The organism is Pseudomonas sp. A014, assembly GCF_052378495.1.
GTDB lineage: Bacteria > Pseudomonadota > Gammaproteobacteria > Pseudomonadales > Pseudomonadaceae > Aquipseudomonas > Aquipseudomonas machongensis.
On the sequence record NZ_CP199001.1, the window covers coordinates 604,680 to 620,782 of the forward strand.

At 65.8% G+C, this 16,103-nt stretch carries 11 protein-coding genes; 7 read left to right on the forward strand and 4 right to left on the reverse strand.

Features of this window, described 5'->3' with window-relative positions; all coding sequences use genetic code 11:
• Window positions 1-29 precede the first annotated feature (29 nt).
• Both ACTYOL_RS02890 and ACTYOL_RS02895 read right to left on the reverse strand, forming a co-directional pair.
• Window positions 30-1,508, reverse strand: a complete 1,479-nt coding sequence (locus ACTYOL_RS02890) for a serine hydrolase domain-containing protein (RefSeq protein ID WP_200603972.1) — start codon at window positions 1,506-1,508, stop codon at window positions 30-32.
• Window positions 1,509-1,536: 28 nt separating this feature from the next.
• On the reverse strand, window positions 1,537-2,454 hold the full coding sequence (locus tag ACTYOL_RS02895; RefSeq protein WP_444757514.1) for a LysR family transcriptional regulator: 918 nt from the start codon (window positions 2,452-2,454) through the stop codon (window positions 1,537-1,539).
• Window positions 2,455-2,870: 416 nt separating this feature from the next.
• On the opposite strand from ACTYOL_RS02895, the gene ACTYOL_RS02900 reads away from it, so the two are divergent.
• The 7 genes from ACTYOL_RS02900 to rocD all read left to right on the forward strand — a co-directional run bounded on the left by ACTYOL_RS02900 (window position 2,871) and on the right by rocD (window position 11,653).
• Window positions 2,871-4,427 carry an ABC transporter substrate-binding protein gene (locus tag ACTYOL_RS02900; RefSeq protein ID WP_054892856.1) on the forward strand — a complete coding sequence of 519 codons (1,557 nt, stop codon included), beginning with the start codon at window positions 2,871-2,873 and terminating at the stop codon, window positions 4,425-4,427.
• Between the two features lies 1 nt (window position 4,428).
• Window positions 4,429-5,370 (forward strand): ABC transporter permease, encoded by a 942-nt coding sequence (locus ACTYOL_RS02905; RefSeq protein WP_063542551.1) that lies wholly within the window; start codon window positions 4,429-4,431, stop codon window positions 5,368-5,370.
• Window positions 5,367-6,257 carry an ABC transporter permease gene (locus tag ACTYOL_RS02910; RefSeq protein ID WP_081255193.1) on the forward strand — a complete coding sequence of 297 codons (891 nt, stop codon included), beginning with the start codon at window positions 5,367-5,369 and terminating at the stop codon, window positions 6,255-6,257. The genes ACTYOL_RS02905 and ACTYOL_RS02910 overlap by 4 nt, the downstream gene beginning before the upstream one ends.
• On the forward strand, window positions 6,254-7,891 hold the full coding sequence (locus tag ACTYOL_RS02915; RefSeq protein WP_151926359.1) for an ABC transporter ATP-binding protein: 1,638 nt from the start codon (window positions 6,254-6,256) through the stop codon (window positions 7,889-7,891). The genes ACTYOL_RS02910 and ACTYOL_RS02915 overlap by 4 nt, the downstream gene beginning before the upstream one ends.
• Window positions 7,892-8,010: 119 nt before the next feature.
• Window positions 8,011-9,258, forward strand: a complete 1,248-nt coding sequence (locus ACTYOL_RS02920; protein ID WP_151926360.1) for an OprD family porin — start codon at window positions 8,011-8,013, stop codon at window positions 9,256-9,258.
• A gap of 73 nt (window positions 9,259-9,331) precedes the next feature.
• Complete coding sequence (locus tag ACTYOL_RS02925) at window positions 9,332-10,450, forward strand: succinylglutamate desuccinylase/aspartoacylase family protein (RefSeq protein WP_444757515.1); 1,119 nt, start codon at window positions 9,332-9,334, stop codon at window positions 10,448-10,450.
• A gap of 12 nt (window positions 10,451-10,462) precedes the next feature.
• Entirely contained in the window at window positions 10,463-11,653 is a 1,191-nt protein-coding gene (rocD, locus tag ACTYOL_RS02930; RefSeq protein ID WP_197893432.1) for an ornithine--oxo-acid transaminase, read from the forward strand.
• Window positions 11,654-11,734: 81 nt separating this feature from the next.
• Here the strand turns inward: rocD and ACTYOL_RS02935 are convergent, their stop codons facing one another.
• Together ACTYOL_RS02935 and ACTYOL_RS02940 are read right to left on the reverse strand one after the other, a co-directional pair.
• On the reverse strand, window positions 11,735-12,436 hold the full coding sequence (locus tag ACTYOL_RS02935) for a response regulator (protein WP_063542561.1): 702 nt from the start codon (window positions 12,434-12,436) through the stop codon (window positions 11,735-11,737).
• A complete protein-coding gene (locus ACTYOL_RS02940; protein ID WP_444757516.1) occupies window positions 12,411-15,788 on the reverse strand; it encodes an ATP-binding protein in 3,378 nt (1,125 codons plus the stop codon). The genes ACTYOL_RS02935 and ACTYOL_RS02940 overlap by 26 nt, the downstream gene beginning before the upstream one ends.
• Window positions 15,789-16,103: the final 315 nt, after the last annotated feature.

Genomic DNA, 16,103 nt, shown 5'->3' on the forward strand with positions numbered 1-16,103 from the left:
TGGTCTTTAGATTTTGAGCAAGACAGTTGCTACACGTGTCGGGTCGGGTTGTGGGTGCTCATTCCATACAGCGGCTCCCAGGCACGGATGCCGCTGTTGATGTTCACGCTGCGCTCCAGGCAAACCCGTTCGCCTGCAAAGCTCAGGCACACCCGATCGCGGAATGCCGAGCGCGGGTACACCCATTCCAGCTCCAGTCGATCTGCCGCCACCCAGCGCGCCGTCGCCAGCACCGGTGCATCGCGCAGTGCATAGCCATGGTGCAGTTGTGCCCCCGGCAACGAGCTGGTGCCCGCGACCCAATGATCGATCCCGGCTTCGATGCGCTCGCTGCCCGTCGCCTCTACCCACTCCATCACCAACCGCTCGCCGGCCTGCAACAGGTTCAGCGTTTCGATGCCATACGGATTGGCCTCGAGCGCAAAACTCATTCGTGCAGGTAGCGGCTGGGTCGGACGTGCGAGCGAGCGCAGTGGTTGCTCTTCGGCGAAACGCTGGAGCACCTCGCGTAGCCGTTCGTCACCTGCGGCCCCAGCCTGTTCACCGCGCAGCGCCGCGCTCAGATGACGATCGATGAAGGGCGTCACCTGCGCCGACTTCTCCATTGCGCCGAATACCGCCAGCGTGGCGCGCTCGCCGGGGATCACGGCGGCCATCTGGGCGAACACGCCCACGGCGCTGTAACCGTTCGCCGGTCGGTCGGTCCACCAGTGATAGCCATAGCGACTGCCCTCGCCACCCTGGGCGCGCGTTGCCGCCTCCACCCACGCCTGCGGCAGAACCTGCTCGCCGTTCCAGCGCCCGCCGTCACGGTGCAGCATGGCCAGCTTGAGGACATCCACAGGCCGCGCCGTCAGGCCGTTGCCGCCGGGGCTGATGCCTTCCGGGCTGATGTCCCAGTGCTGCGCCTCGAAGCCCAGCGGCTCGAGCAGGCGCGGCTTGAGGTAGTCATGCAGGGTGACGCCAGCAACCTGGGTCAGCACTGCGGAGAGCATGTAGCTGGCGGCGCTGGTGTAGACGAAGTCGGTGCCCGGCGCGCTGGTCAGCGGTATGCGGAAGAACTCCTCGACCCAACTGCCGTCGATGCCGCGCCAGATCGAGCCGGAGGTGTTGCCGCCGTGGCCGGTGCGCATGGTCAGCAGGTGCTCGACGGTGATTTGCGCGGCGCGTGGGTCGGTGGCGCCTGCCGCCGCTTGCGGGAAGAACTTCGCCAGAGGGTCGTCCAGGCGCAGCAGCCCTTCGTCGATGGCCAGGCCGATGGCGCAGGCGGTGAAGCTCTTGGTGATCGAGTGGGTCACCCGTGGCGTCAGCGAATCGTACGGCCAGCGCCAGGCGTCCACTACCAGCACGCCGTCGCGCTCGAGCATCACCCCGTGCAGTTCGAGCCCGGCCTGTTGCACCGCCTCGAGAAAGGCGGCGACCCCGAAGCCGTCGATGCCGACGCTGGAGGGCAGCCCACGGGGCAGGTCATGGGCGGCAGGCTGATCGGCGGTGATTGGCTGGGGCATGGGTATTCCTCATGATGCGGGGCGTTGTTCAGTCGGCGGTGCGCGGGTGGACCAATCGGCTGTAGGACACCAGCATGCCGATGAAGACCTGGGCCACGCTGGTCAGCGTCGCGTTCTTGCGGGTGATCAGGGCCACGTCGCGGTGGCTCAGGCGCTCCTCGATGGGGATCTTCACCAGCGAGGAGGAGAACAGTTTCAGCGACGGAATGATCGCCGGCTCGATGGTCAGATAGTCGGTCTCGGCGACGATGTGCAGGGTCTCGAGCAGCGATTCGGTGGTGATACCGATCTTCGGCATGCCCAGCCCGTGGGCGCGGAACAGCTCGATCAGGCGGCCCTCGGTGCCACCGACCAGGCCGTCGCGGCGCACGCTGATCCATTTGCACTGGGTCAGGTCGCGTACCGAGCGTGCATCACGCAGTGGGTGATCCTTGCGTGCGATCACCCCGGCGCGGGACGCGTGCAGGCGCTGGATGGACAGGTCGATTTCATCGACATGGGCGGGCAGGGCGCACAGGGCGAAGTCCAGGCGGCCTTCGCGCAGTTTCTCGATGAGGATCTTGGTCGAACCGCTGGTCACCTCGAGGCGGGTCTGCGGGTGCTGCGAGGTAAAGCTTTCGAACACCGGCACCAGCAGTTCGGCCAGCGGTTCGGAGGTGACGCCCAGGGCCACATGGCCCTGGGGTTCGACCAGTGCACGGACGTCAGCCACGGCGCGGTCGCAGTCCATCAGGATGGAGCGGGCATGAGCGATGAAGCGCTGGCCGGAGTCGCTGAGCCGGATGCCCTGGTTGGTGCGGTGCAGCAACGGGCCGCCGAGCTCGCGCTCCAGGGCCTGGACCGACTGGGTGAGGGTGCTTTGCGCGATGTTCAGTGCGCGGGCCGCAGCCCGGAAGCTGCCCATGTCGACCACGGAGCAGAAGGCGCGCAGGTGGGTCAGGGTCATTATTGTTCGAACTCCGCAGGGTGCGTGGGGGCCGTGCTTGATGCGGCCATGTTAGAGAGCGATCGAATTTGCCGTCAGTGCGCTTTTGCTGATCCCGATAGCTTTATTGGATCAGGTGTTTCTGGGCGAAGAGCCCGTTATGACCAGCGCAGCATGGCCTTTGCCGAAAGTTTTTGGCAGGGGTGCACGGCAAGTCTGCGATCAGCGTGATTGGCTATGCCACTCATGATCGGAATTTGTGTGCTTACGCAGCGACGCTACCTGAGACAGGATGAGCCAGGCATCGCTACCGGGCCTCGGGCGTACGTCACCCCAGAGCCACGGTCATAACAACAACAACGAGTTCCCGGATCGGGGCGCAACCTTTCACGACTCTGCCGCCGACTGCATTGGATCTCGAGCCCGAGGGGAATAACTTGAACAAGACTCTGATTCTGATGACTGGCCTGATGGCCTCCATCTGCGCCAACGCTCAGACACAAAACACCCTGAATGTCGCCCTCAACGCCGACATCCGCAGCACCCAGCCAGGCGTCAACCGTGACACCAACTCCGATGCGGTGGTGCTGCACCTGTTCGAAGGCCTGGTCGCCTTCCGCGAAGACGCAAGCGTCGGCCCGCTGCTGGCCAAGGAAGTCGTCACTTCCGACGACGGCCTGACCTACACCTTCAAGCTGCGCGACGGCGTCACCTTCCACAACGGCAAGCCGCTGACCTCCAAGGAAGTGCTCTGGACCTGGCAGCGCTACATGGACCCGGCCACCCAGTGGCGCTGTACCGCGTCGTTCGACGGCCACAGCGGCGCGAAGATCGTTGATATCAAGGCCCCTGACGCGCAGACCGTGGTCTTCACCCTCGACCAGCCCAACGCCCTGTTCCTGGCCAGCATGGCGCTGCCCGAGTGCGGTGGCAGCGGCATCATGCACCCCGACTCGGTGGTCAATGGTGAGTGGACCACGCCGATCGGCACCGGCCCGTTCAAGCTGGCGACCTGGAAGCCGGGTCAATACGTCGACCTGGACCGTTTCGCCGAATACAAGGCGCGTGACGAGGCTGCCGATGGCTATACCGGCAACAAGTCGACCACCCTCGACCGCGTGCACATGACCATCATCCCGGATCCGGCCGCCGCCAAGGCTGCGCTGCTCTCGCGCAACGTCGACATGCTCAACGACGTCAGTGCCCTGGAAGCCAAGGAGCTCGAGGCGCTGCCTGGCGTGCGTATCTCGGCGAGCACCACCATGTCGACCAGCGCCGTGCTGTTCCAGACCAAGGACCCGCTGTTTTCCGACGTGCGCATGCGCCAGGCATTGGCCCATGCGCTGGACACCAGCACCATCGTCACCGCGCTGACCGAAGGCCGCTCCAAGCCCAACCCTTCGATGGTCGCCTTGGGCAGCCGTTACCACACCGCTGCGCAGGACAAGGGCTGGGGCTACTCGCCCGAAGAAAGCAAACGGCTGCTCAAGGAGGCCGGCTACAAAGGCCAGCCGATCCAGCTGATCACCAACAAGCGCTACCCGAACATGTTCGACATCGCCGTCTATGTGCAGGCCATGGCCAGCCAGGTCGGCCTGAACATCCAGTTGCAGACCATGGAATGGGGCACCCAGCTCGAGCGCTACCAGAGCGGTAACTACCAAGTGATGGTTTCCACCTATTCCGAGCGCCTGGACCCGGCGCTGAACTACGACGCTGCCGCCGGCGACAAGAGCAAGGAGCCGCGCAAGGTCTGGGATGACGCCAAGGCCCGCGAACTGATCGCCGAAGCCCGCCGCGAAGGCGAGCCGGCCAAGCGCCAGGCGCTGTTCGACGAGCTGCACAAGGACATGCTGCGCGACCTGCCGCTGATCCCGCTGTACAACGGCAATGCCATCACCGTGACCCGCGAGTATGTGCAGGGCCAGCGCCCATGGCCGGTGTCCAAGCCGCGCCTGTGGATGATCAGCCTCGATAACCAGGGGAAGAGCTGACATGTTTCGGTACATCCTTCAGCGGCTGGGCATGGCGATCCCGACCCTGCTGCTGATCGCGGTAGCGGTGTTCACCATCATTCGGCTGATTCCGGGCGATCCGGCACTGCTGATGCTCGGTGACATGGCCGACGAACAGAGCCTGGCGAGCACTCGCCAGGCCCTGGGGCTCGACCAGCCGATGGCGGTGCAATTCGTGATCTGGTTCAAGGCCGTGCTCAGTGGCGACCTGGGCCATTCCATCACCACCCGCGAAGCGGTACTGCCGATGATGCTCGAGCGCTTCGGCGTCAGCTCCAGCATCGTGCTGATCGCCGTGCTGCTCGCCAGCCTGATCGCGGTGCCCGCCGGCATGCTGGCGGCCTGGAAACAGAACGGTTCGCTTGACCTGTCGGTGGTGGCGGTGGCCACCCTGCTGCTGTCGATCCCGTCGTTCTGGCTGGGCCTGCTGCTGCTCTATGGTTTCGGCATCAAGCTGGGCTGGTTGCCGATCGTGGGCTACGTGAGTTTCGACCAGGACGCCTGGCAGTCGATGCGCTACATGATCCTGCCGGTGGCGACCCTGACCCTGGTGGAGATCGGTGCGATCACCCGCATGGCCCGGGCCAACGCCATCGAGGTGCTGCGCCTGGAATACATCACCCATGCCCGGGCCAAGGGCCTGTCGGAAAGCGCAGTGCTGTGGAAGCACGCCCTGCGCAACGCCTTCGCCCCGACCATGACCCTGATCGGGCTGATCCTGGGCAACCTGCTGGGCGGTATCGCGGTGCTGGAAACGGTGTTCACCTTGCCTGGCATCGGGCGCCTGATGGTCGATGCGATCTTCGGTCGCGACTACCCGGTGCTGCAGGGCTGCCTGTTGCTGGTCACCTTCATCTTCGTACTGGTCAACCTGCTGGTGGACCTGCTGTACCCACTGTTCGACCCAAGGGTGAAGCTATGAGCAAGCCTCAGACTCCGACCCTGTCCCCTGCGGACATGTCATCCACGCCGGCCCCGCGCGCTCGTCGCCGTCGGCCGCTGCAACTGAACGCGCTGGTCGGCCTGACCCTGCTGGCGATCCTGACCCTGGTGGCCTTGCTCGGCTTGGTCTGGACGCCCCACGACCCGGTGCGCCTGGACCTGTTGACGCGCCTGCAGCCACCTTCGGCCGCGCACTGGCTGGGCACCGACGAATACGGCCGCGATGTGCTCAGCCGCCTGATGGTCGGCGCACACACCAGCCTGTGGGTGAGCCTGCTGACGGTGATCGTCGCGGTGACCTGCGGCACCATTCTCGGTTTGCTCGCCGGCTACCTGCGCGGCAACGTCGACCGGGTGCTGATGATGATCAACGACACCCTGCTGGCCTTCCCGGGGATTCTCATGGCGCTGGCGCTGATGGCGATCATCGGCCCGAGCCAGTACGGCATCATCCTGGCCCTGAGCATCGCCTACACGCCGTCGGTGGTGCGTGTGGTGCGCAGCAGCGTGCTGTCGTTGCGCGAGCGCGAGTTCGTCGAGGCCTCGCGGGTGATCGGCAACTCCGAGCTGTACACCATGCTGCGCCATGTCGCGCCCAATTGCGTGGCGCCGGTGTGTGTGATCGCCACCAGCATGTTCGGCTGGACCATCCTCGCCGAAAGCTCGCTGAGCTTCCTCGGCCTGGGCGTGCCGCCACCCGCTGCGACCTGGGGCAACATGCTTGCCGCCAGCCGTCCCTTCATTGCCTCCGCGGGCTGGCTGGGGCTGTTCCCCGGCATGTGCATTGCCCTTTCGCTGTTGGCCTTCAACCTTGCCGGCGACGCCCTGCGCGACCGCCTCGATCCGCGCATGAGGACGCTGCAATGAGCCAGACCCAACCCTTGCTGGCCGTCGAGGGCCTGAAGATCCGCGCTGGTGTCGATGGCCCGGTGGTGGTCGATGACCTGGCGTTCGACATCGCCCCGGGCCAGATCGTGGCGCTGGTGGGCGAGTCCGGCAGCGGCAAGACCATGGCCGCGCGTGCCGCCATCGGCCTGTTGCCGCCGCCGATGCGGGTATGCGGTGGCAGCGTCCGCTTCCAGGGCCAGGACCTGGGCAGCCTGAGCCCGCAAGCCCTGCGCGAGATTCGCGGGGCGAAGATCGGCATGGTGTTCCAGGAACCCATGGTGTCGCTCAACCCGGCACTTCGCATCGGCGAGCAGATGGCCGAAGGCATGCGCCTGCACACCGAGTTCGACGAGCAGACCATTCGCCAGAAATGCCTGCAGATGCTCGGCGACATCGGCATCCGCGACGCCGAGCGCTGCCTGCAGGCCTACCCGCACGAGTTTTCTGGCGGCATGCGCCAGCGCATCATGCTCGCCTCGGTCATGCTGCTGCGCCCGGCGCTGCTGATTGCCGACGAGCCGACCACTGCGCTCGACTGCCTGGCCCAGCTCGATGTGCTCAAGCTGATGCTCGAGCTGACCGCCAAGCAGGGCACCGCGGTGCTGTTCATCAGCCACGACCTGTCGCTGGTCGCACGCTATGCACACAAGGTGGTGGTGATGCGCAATGGCAAGGAGGTCGAGCAGGGCCCGATCGACCAGGTACTGCTCAACCCCCGTGCCGAGTACACCCGTCAGTTGCTCGAAGCGCTGCCCAGCCGTGGTGAGTTGCCGCCACTGCCGCAGGCCAACGCGCCGCTGTTGCAGATCGATGGCGTGCAGATCGCCTATCCCGGCCCGCGCCGGATGTGGCGCAAGAGCGAGGCGCGGCGCGTGGTGCATGGCGCCAACCTGCACATCGCGCCGGGCGAGACGCTGGCGCTGGTGGGCGGCAGTGGCTCGGGCAAGACTACCCTGGGTCGGGCCATCGTCGGGCTGGTCAAGCCCAGCGCTGGCGAGATCCGTTTCCAGGGCCACGACATTGCCCAGGCGGCCAATCGCAGCCATCGCCTGCAATGCCAGATGATCTTCCAGGACCCGTTCTCCTCGCTTAACCCGCGCATGAGCATTGGCCAGATTCTCGCCGAGCCGCTGCGCCATGTGCCGGACATGAGCCCGGCCCAGCGTCGCGCTCGAGTGCTGGCGACGCTGAACGACATCAACCTGCCGGAGCGCCTGATCGACCGCTTGCCGCACGAGCTGTCCGGCGGCCAGCGCCAGCGTGTGGCGATTGGCCGGGCGCTGGTGCGCAGGCCCAGCCTGGTGGTGGCCGACGAGCCGATCTCGGCGTTGGACATGACCGTGCAGAAGCAGATCCTCGAGCTGTTCGAGCGCCTGCAGAAGCAGTACGGATTCGCCTGCCTGTTCATCTCCCACGATCTGGCAGCGGTGGAGCGCATCGCTCACCGGGTCGCGGTGATGTGCCAGGGCGATGTGGTGGAAATCGGGCCGCGCGACGAGATCTTCGATCGCCCTCAGCATGCCTATACCCGGCAATTGCTGGCAGCGTCGTGCCCGTTGGAGAAGCTCGAAGGTGGCGGTTTCAGGCTGCGCCAGACGCCTGCGACGAGCTGATCCACAAACCTTGATTCACCTTCCTCGGATGGCGCCAACCCCCGGTTGAGCGCCCAGGGGGAAGTCATGCCTTCAAAACATCCAACAACGAAAAAAGCAAGAAGGTGGGGAGCACAGACATGAACCGAGATTTCAAGAAAATCCTGATGGGCGCGAGCGTCGTCACGGTCCTGCCGGGGGCGGCCATGGCCGACTTCTTCAAGGACTCCAGCGCCAACCTGGATACCAAGAACTACTACTTCAACCGCGACTACCGCGAGGCCTCCAAGCAGTCCAAGCGTGACGAATGGGCGCAGGGTTTCACCTTCAACTTCATCTCCGGCTACACCCCAGGCACCGTCGGCTTCGGCCTGGATGTCACCGGCATGCTGGGCGTGAAGCTGGACTCCAGCCCCGACCGTTCCGGCACCGGCCTGCTGCCCAAGGGCAGTGACGGACGTGCCGCCGATGAGTACTCCAAGCTCGGCGTGGCCGGCAAGGTGCGCATCAGCAAGACCGAGCTGCGCGTCGGCGAGCAGGTGCCCAAGCTGCCGGTATTGCAGCCCAACACCAGCCGCCTGTTCCCGCAGACCTTCCAGGGCGCGACCGTCAGCTCCAAGGACATTTCCAACCTGACCTTGGGCCTGGGCCAGTTCGACCGCATGCGTGACCGCGAGTCGACCGACCGCGAAACCATGAGCATGACCGCCCAGAACGGCGCCTACAAAGCCGCCACCAGCAATCAGTTCCGCTACGCGGGCGGTGACTACAACCTGCTGCCGGACCTGCAGCTGAGCTACTACTACGGCGAGCTCGAGCGCCTCTACCAGCAGCACTTCTTCGGCCTCAAGCATGCCTTCAAGTTCGGCCCCGGCACCGTGCGCAGCGAGTTGCGCTACTGGGATGCCGACAAGGACGGCGCAGGCCTGGCCGGCAAGGTCGACAACCGCGCGCTGAGCACCCGCTTCAGCTACGAGTGGGCTGGCCACAACTTCGGCGTGGGCTACCAGAAGCAGTACGGCGACACCCCGTTCCCGTATGTCGATGGCGCCAACACCTACCTGTTCACCGAGTATCAATTGGTCAACTTCTCGCAGACCAACGAGCGTGCCTGGCATGCCCGCTACGAGTACGACTTCGCCGCCCTCGGCGTGCCGGGCCTGACCTTCGGCATGCGCTACGCCCAGGGCTGGGGGATCGAAACCACCAAGCTGGTCGGCGAGCAGGGCCGTGAGTGGGAGCGCGACCTGGATATCGGCTACGTGGTGCAGTCCGGCTTGGTCAAGGGCTTGTCCTTGCGCTGGCGCAACGCCCAGCTCAACTCCAGCTATGCCAACGACATCAACGAGAACCGCTTCATCGTGGGGTACACCTGGGCGCTCTGGTAGCGCCGGGTTTCCTGCGGGAGGTGGCTTGCCTTCTGCTTCATGAACGACGCCGCCCGCGGCCATGGAATTCTGTATGAAACGAATCGCACATCCACTGCTCACTGCCACCCACGGCACCCAACGCGAGATCGTCAGCGAGCACTTTGGGCCGGACGTCTACACCAGGAAGGTGTACATCCAGGCCTGCCTGCACGCCGACGAAACGCCGGCGATGCTGGTCGCCACCGACCTGCGCCAGCGCCTGCTGGCGCTGGAGGCGGCTGGCCGGCTGACGGCACAGATCGTCCTGGTGCCGGTGGCCAACCCGGCAGGGCTCGCCCAGTTCGTCATGGGCGCGCCGAGCGGACGTTTCGAACTGGCCAGCGGGCGCAACTACAACCGTGATTTTCCCTTCCCGCTCGAGGCGATCCTGCAGCGGGTGGAAGGGGAACTCACCGACGATGCCCAGCACAACCTCAAGGCTGTGCGCGCCGCCTGGCAGCAAAGCCTGGAGGCGATCGACCCGCGCGATGAAATGGCGTCGCTGCAGCGTCGGCTGATGCTGCTGGCACACGATGCCGACCTGGTCCTGGACCTGCACTGCTCGCGTGAGGCGGTGATGCACCTGTACACCTCCGAATGGAGCTGGGAGCAGGTCGAGCCGCTGGCCCGCTACATTGGCGCGAAGGCTTCGCTGCTGTCGGTGGACTCCCAGGCGCTGTCGTTCGACGAGGCGCTGAGCCTGATCTGGTGGCGCCTGCGCGAGCGTCTGCAAGGCGCCTACCCGATCCCGCTGGGCAATGCCTGCGTGACCGTCGAGCACCGTGGCCAGCGCGACGTCGATAGCGCCCTGGCGCAACAGGATGCCAGCGCGATCATCGACTACCTGTGCCATGCCGGCTTCATCAGCGGCGAGCCGGCAGCGCTGCCGGAACTGCTGTGGCCGGGCACCCCGCTGGCTGGCAGCGAGCAGTTCATCGCCCCGGTCGGTGGCGTGCTGGTGCACCGCGTTGCCCTGGGCACCCAGGTACAGCCGGGCGAACCGATGTTCGACCTGATCGACCCGCTCAGCGGCGAGGTGACCACGGTCCGCAGCGCCACCGCTGGCGTGTTGTACATGCGCCGCGACGTGCGCTTCGTGCGCCCTGGCGATCCGCTGGGACGCGTCACCGGCACCACCCCCATTCGCACCGGCAAGCTGCTCAGCGCCTGATCAGGAGTTTTCATGAACATCACCCGTATCATCGACCGTGAACAGCGCTTCGGCGCCAACAATTACTCGCCGCTGCCGGTGGCCATCAGCCGTGCCCAGGGTGTCTGGGTCGAGGACTGCGACGGCAAGCGCTACCTGGACATGATGTCGGCCTACTCGGCGGTCAGCCATGGCCACGCCCACCCGCGCATCGTCGCTGCCGCCATCGCCCAGTTGCAGAAGGTCAGCGTGGTATCGCGAGCCTTCCACTCCGAAACCCTCGGTCACTTCCTCGAAGCCCTGTGCGAGATCGCAGGCTTCGAGGCCGCCTTGCCGATGAACAGCGGTGCCGAGGCGGTGGAGACCGCGATCAAGGCTGCGCGTCGCTGGGGTTATCGGGTCAAGGGCATCGCCCGTGACAAGGCGCGAATCGTCACCGCCACCGACAACTTCCATGGTCGCACCACTACCATCGTCGGGTTCTCCACCGAGCCGCAGTACAAGGATGGCTTCGGCCCGTTCAGCGACGGTTTCGACACGGCGACCTTCGGCGATATCGATAGCTTCCGTGCAGCCATCGGTCCGGATACCTGCGCCGTGCTGATCGAGCCGATCCAGGGCGAGGCCGGCATTCGCGTGCCGCCACAGGGCTTCCTGCGTCAGTTGCGCGAGCTGTGCGACGCCACCAACACCCTGCTGATTCTTGACGAGATCCAGTCCGGCCTTGGGCGTACCGGCAAGACCTTCGCCTTCGAGCACGAGGGCATTCGCCCGGATGGCCTGATCGTCGGCAAGGCGCTGGGCGGCGGGATCCTGCCGGTCTCGGCGTTCATCGCCGACCATGCGCTGATGGACCTGTTCGATGCTGGCAGCCATGGTTCGACCTTCGGCGGCAATCCGCTGGCGGCAGCGGTAGGCCTGGAGGCGCTGCGCGTGCTGGAAGACGAGCAACTGGCGCACAACAGTGCCGAGCTTGGCGCCTACCTGCAACAGCGCTTGCGTGAGATGGCCGTCCCGTTCGTGCGTGATATCCGTGGCCGTGGGCTGTGGGTCGGGATCGAGCTGGATCGCCCTGCGCGGCCATACTGCGAGGCACTGATGGCGCTGGGCGTGCTGGCCAAGGAAACCCACGAGACCGTGCTGCGCATCGCGCCGCCGCTGTGCATCAGCCGCGACGAGTTGGACTGGGGGCTGGAGCGCATCCAGCAGGTCCTGCTGGGCTGAGGTATCGACCCTGTCGCGGGGGCCTCCGTCCTTTGTGGGTGCGACGGTTCGGCGCCCCGACTTGTCCGCAAAGAGGCCCGCTCAGGCAAGCACATTGTCCAGGGTGCTGCCATCGCGGCTCAGCGCCGCCAGCACCACCGCGGTGGCAGCGGTACGGGTTTCCACCCCCAGCTTGATGTACACATGCTCCAGGTGCTTGTTCACGGTGCGTGGGCTCAGGTCGAGGATGGTACCGATGTCGCGGTTGGTCTTGCCGCAGGCCACCCAGCGCAGCACCTCGACTTCGCGTCCGGTCAACTGGAAACGCGCCGACAGCAACCGGCTGGCCGGCGCATCGTCCAGGCTCAGGGTCGCAGGCTGCGAGGCTGCGCGTGCCGACAGCAACGAGCGAGAGGTGCGCAGATGGGCGGCAACACGGGCCAATACTTCGTCGATGCGGATCGGCTTGGTCACGTAGTCGCTGCCACCGACTTCGAAGCCTTGCACCACATGTGCGCTTTCGGTGAGGGCGGTCATGAACAGCACCGGGATGTCGCTGCTGGCGGGCTGCGCCTTGATGCGCCGGCAGGTCTCGAAACCGTCCAGGCCCGGCATCATCGCATCGAGCAGGATCAGGTCAGGGCGTCGGCGTTCGATGCGGTTCAGTGCGCTCAGGCCATCGAGGGCGACCAGCACCATGTGTCCGGCGTCGTTGAGGGCGTCGGACAACAGCGCGAGGTTGTCCGGGGTGTCGTCTACGATCAGCACGACGCCAGGTTCAGGGGCGGTGGTCAGCGCATTCATCTTCGGCCTCCTTGAGGGTGCGGGTGAGTTCGTCCAGGCGAAATTGCCGCAGCAGCGGGCGTAGCGTGTCGAGGAAGGCTGCCGTCTCGGGCGCCTCGGCCTGGATTGCATCGAGCCGGGCCTTGATGCCATGCACATGGCCGATGGCGCTGAGCTCGCCCAGGGCCACCAGCTCGGCGTAGGCCGGCAGCACGCGTTGCGTGCAGGCGCCTGTGGCCTGGCGGCGGCGCCACTGCAGGCCGAGCTGGCGCTGGATGCGCTCGAGCAGGTCGGGGGTGCGCACGGGCTTTGCCAGGTAGTCGTTGCAGGTGCTGGCCAGGGCGCGCTCGTCGTTGAGGGCATTGGCCGAGATGACGATGATCGGAGCCTTGGACAAGGCGTTGCGACGGATCAGCCGACTGGTGGCCCAGCCATCCATGCCGGGCATCGACAGGTCCATGAGGATCAGGTCCGGGCCGAGCAGGGCAACCTGGCGGATCGCTTCATGGCCATTACTGGCCTGCACCACCTCGAACCCCAGCGGCGTGAGCATGCCGCTGAGCACCTTGCGGTGGTCGACGTGGTCGTCCACTACCAGCACGCGCTGCGGGGGGCCGTCGTAGCCGATGATGTCGTGGGCCACGTGCACCACCGCCTGCGGTGCGCGCACCTGGGGCAGATACAGGCGCACCTGGAAGCAGGTGCCTTTGTCCCGCTCGCTGCGCACCTGCAGTTCGCCGCCCATCAGCGAGGTGAGCATGCGGGTGATGGTCAGGCCCAGGCCAACCCCCTTGTCCTGGCGCATCAGGTCGCCGCGCTCGAATGGCTGGAAGAGTCGCTCGAGCTGGCCAGGGTCGATGCCGATGCCGGTGTCGATGATTTCGAAGGTCGCAGTTTCGCGCAGGTAGCCCACACGCAGACGCACTTCACCGCTGTCGGTGAAGTTGACCGCATTGCCGAGCAGGTTGATGAGGATTTGCCGCACTCGTTTCTCGTCGCCGCGTACCACCGCCGGTAGCGCACCGAGCGGCTCCAGGTGAAAGCGCAGGCCTTTGTCGCGTGCTTGCGGGGTGAACATCAGCTCCAGGTCGTGGAGCAGTTCGGGGAAGGGGATCTCGGTCTGCTCCAGGCGCAGCTTGCCGGCCTCGATCTTGGCCACGTCGAGCAGGCCGTCGATCAGCGACAACAGGTGCGAGCCGCTGCGCAGGATGGTCGCCAGAGCATCCTGGTGCTGGGCCGGCATGCCCGCGTCACGCTGCAGGACCTGGGTGAAACCGAGGATGCTGTTGAGCGGCGTGCGCAGCTCGTGGGACAACCCGGTGATGTAGCGGCTCTTGGCCGCGTTGGCGGCCTCGGAGGCTTCCTTGGCGTCCTGCAGGGCCTGGTCGGTGACCCGGTGCGCGGCGATCTCCTGCATCAGCAATTGGGTCTGGCGGTTCGACTCTTCCTGGGCCACGTGGCGGCTCTCGCGGGTCAGTACGGTCCACCAGGCGAGGATCGCCGCCAGCACCGACAGCACCAGAAAGGCCTTGAAGAACGCTTGCTGCAGGGTGGCCTGGGCCGAGACGGGCAGGGCCTGCGAGGCCTGGCCGTAGATCAGTGCCAGGGCGCCGCTGAGCAGCAGGATCAACACCAGCAGCAGGCCGAGATAGTGCATCAGGCGTGTGTGCAGGCGCGGCAGTTCGGTGTTGGGCAGCAGCCAGCGCAGCAGGCTCTCGAATTGTGCCGACAGCCGTGCCTGTGGAGGTTTGCAGCGGTCGCCACAACGGGCGTCCAGCGAACAGCACAACGAGCAGATCGGCGTGGCGTAGGCTGGGCAGAACGCCAGGTCGGCGCTTTCGAACGGGTTGCTGCACAGGCCGCAGGTGACCTGGGTGAGCGGTGTCAGGGGCTGCAACTGCAGCGGGTCGCTGCTGCGGGCGATGTAGTAGCGGCTGCGGGTGAGCACCGCCAGCACGGGGGTCGCCAGCAGCGCCGTGGCCAGGGCGATGAGCGGCGGTGCGGCCTGGGCCAGGGCGCCGAACAGGCCGACGTGGGCGAGCATGGACAGCAGTGAGGCAATCAGCATCGAACCGACGCCCACCGGGTTGATGTCGTACAGGTGCGCGCGTTTGAACTCGATGTGTTTCGGTGACAGCCCCAGGGGTTTGTTGATCACCAGGTCGGCTACCACCGAGCCGATCCAGGCCGTGGCGATGTTGGCGTAGAGCCCGAGTACCTGCTCGATGGCATCGAACACGCCCAGCTCCATCAGCATCAGGGCGATCGCCACGTTGAACACCAGCCATACCACGCGCCCAGGGTGGCTGTGGGTGACCCGGGCGAAGAAGTTCGACCAGGCCAGGGAGCCGGCGTAGGCGTTGGTCAGGTTGATCTTCATCTGCGAGACGAACACGAACAGCACCATCGCCCCCAGTGCCCACTCCGGTGAGGCGAACACGTAATGAAAGGCCACCAGGTACATCTGCGTGGGTTCGGCGGCGTGCTCGATGGGGATCTCGTGCTGCAGGGCAAGAAACGCCAGGAAGGCGCCGCCGGCCATCTTCAGGGCGCCGGGGACGATCCAGCCGGGGCCGGCACACAGCAGTGCGGCCCACCAGCGCTTGCGGTTGGCCGCGGTCTTTTCGGGGAGAAAGCGCAGGTAGTCGACCTGCTCGCCGATCTGCGTCACCAGCGACAGCGCCACGGTACAGGCGGCGCAGAACGCCAGCAGATTGAAATCGCCGCCGCTGGCGCTACGGCCCTGGAAGCTGGTCCAGTCGCTGAAGGCCTGGGGGTTTTTCAGCAGCACGAACAGGTAGGGCAGCACCAGCAGCACCAGCCACAGGGGCTGGGTCCACAGTTGCAGGCGGCTGATCAGGGTCACGCCATAGGCGACCAGCGGAATCACCAGCAGTGAGCAGATGACATAGGCGAAGGCTAGCGGGATGTGGAAGTACATCTCCAGGGCCAGGGCCATGATCGCCGCTTCCAGGGCGAAGAACAGGAAGGTGAAGCTGGCATAGATCAGCGAGGTGATGGTCGAGCCGATGTAACCGAAGCCGGCGCCCCGGGTCAGAAGGTCCATGTCCACACCGTAGCGGGCGGCGTAGTAGCTGATGGGCAGGCCGGTGAAGAAGATCACCAGGCTCGCCGCCAGGATCGCCCAGAAGGTGTTGGTGAAGCCATATCTCAGCGCCAGTACCCCGCCGATCGCTTCCAGGGCCAGGAACGACACCGCGCCCAGGGCGGTGTTGGCGATGCGGGTTTCCGACCATTTGCGAAACGACTTGGGGGTGTAGCGCAGGGCGTAGTCCTCCATGGTCTCGTCGGCGACCCAGCGGTTGTAGTCGCGGCGGATCTTGGCGATGCGCTGGGTACCGGGGGCTGGCACGGTGAGGTGGCTCCTGCGGTGGTGGCGGTCCGTGCCTGGCGGGTGTGGTTGGGAGTCGAGCAAGTTTCATGCCCTGGGATTGTCGGGGCCGCGACCACAGGTACCCCGCAGGCTCCGAAATCAGCGGGGTACCTGTGGGAGCGGGTTTACCCGCGAAGAGGCCAGCATTGACCCACAAAGACAGTCGCCCCGGCATCCTGCCCCATGCTGGTGCAATTCACCCTACGTCAAATGACGTACGCCGCTACGTCAGGCTGCGTATACCTGTCGCTGTCGTGCAGCTCCATGCTGGTGCCACCACCGCATAGGAGTAGC

Excerpts from the sequence above, each read along its gene's own strand:
- ACTYOL_RS02890 (WP_200603972.1), bottom strand. The coding sequence starts at position 1,508 with ATGCCCCAGCCAATCACCGCCGATCAGCCTGCCGCCCATGACCTGCCC.
- ACTYOL_RS02895 (WP_444757514.1), bottom strand. The coding sequence starts at position 2,454 with ATGACCCTGACCCACCTGCGCGCCTTCTGCTCCGTGGTCGACATGGGC.
- ACTYOL_RS02905 (WP_063542551.1), top strand. The coding sequence starts at position 4,429 with ATGTTTCGGTACATCCTTCAGCGGCTGGGCATGGCGATCCCGACCCTG.
- ACTYOL_RS02910 (WP_081255193.1), top strand. The coding sequence starts at position 5,367 with ATGAGCAAGCCTCAGACTCCGACCCTGTCCCCTGCGGACATGTCATCC.
- ACTYOL_RS02915 (WP_151926359.1), top strand. The coding sequence starts at position 6,254 with ATGAGCCAGACCCAACCCTTGCTGGCCGTCGAGGGCCTGAAGATCCGC.
- ACTYOL_RS02920 (WP_151926360.1), top strand. The coding sequence starts at position 8,011 with ATGAACCGAGATTTCAAGAAAATCCTGATGGGCGCGAGCGTCGTCACG.
- ACTYOL_RS02925 (WP_444757515.1), top strand. The coding sequence starts at position 9,332 with ATGAAACGAATCGCACATCCACTGCTCACTGCCACCCACGGCACCCAA.
- rocD (WP_197893432.1), top strand. The coding sequence starts at position 10,463 with ATGAACATCACCCGTATCATCGACCGTGAACAGCGCTTCGGCGCCAAC.
- ACTYOL_RS02935 (WP_063542561.1), bottom strand. The coding sequence starts at position 12,436 with ATGAATGCGCTGACCACCGCCCCTGAACCTGGCGTCGTGCTGATCGTA.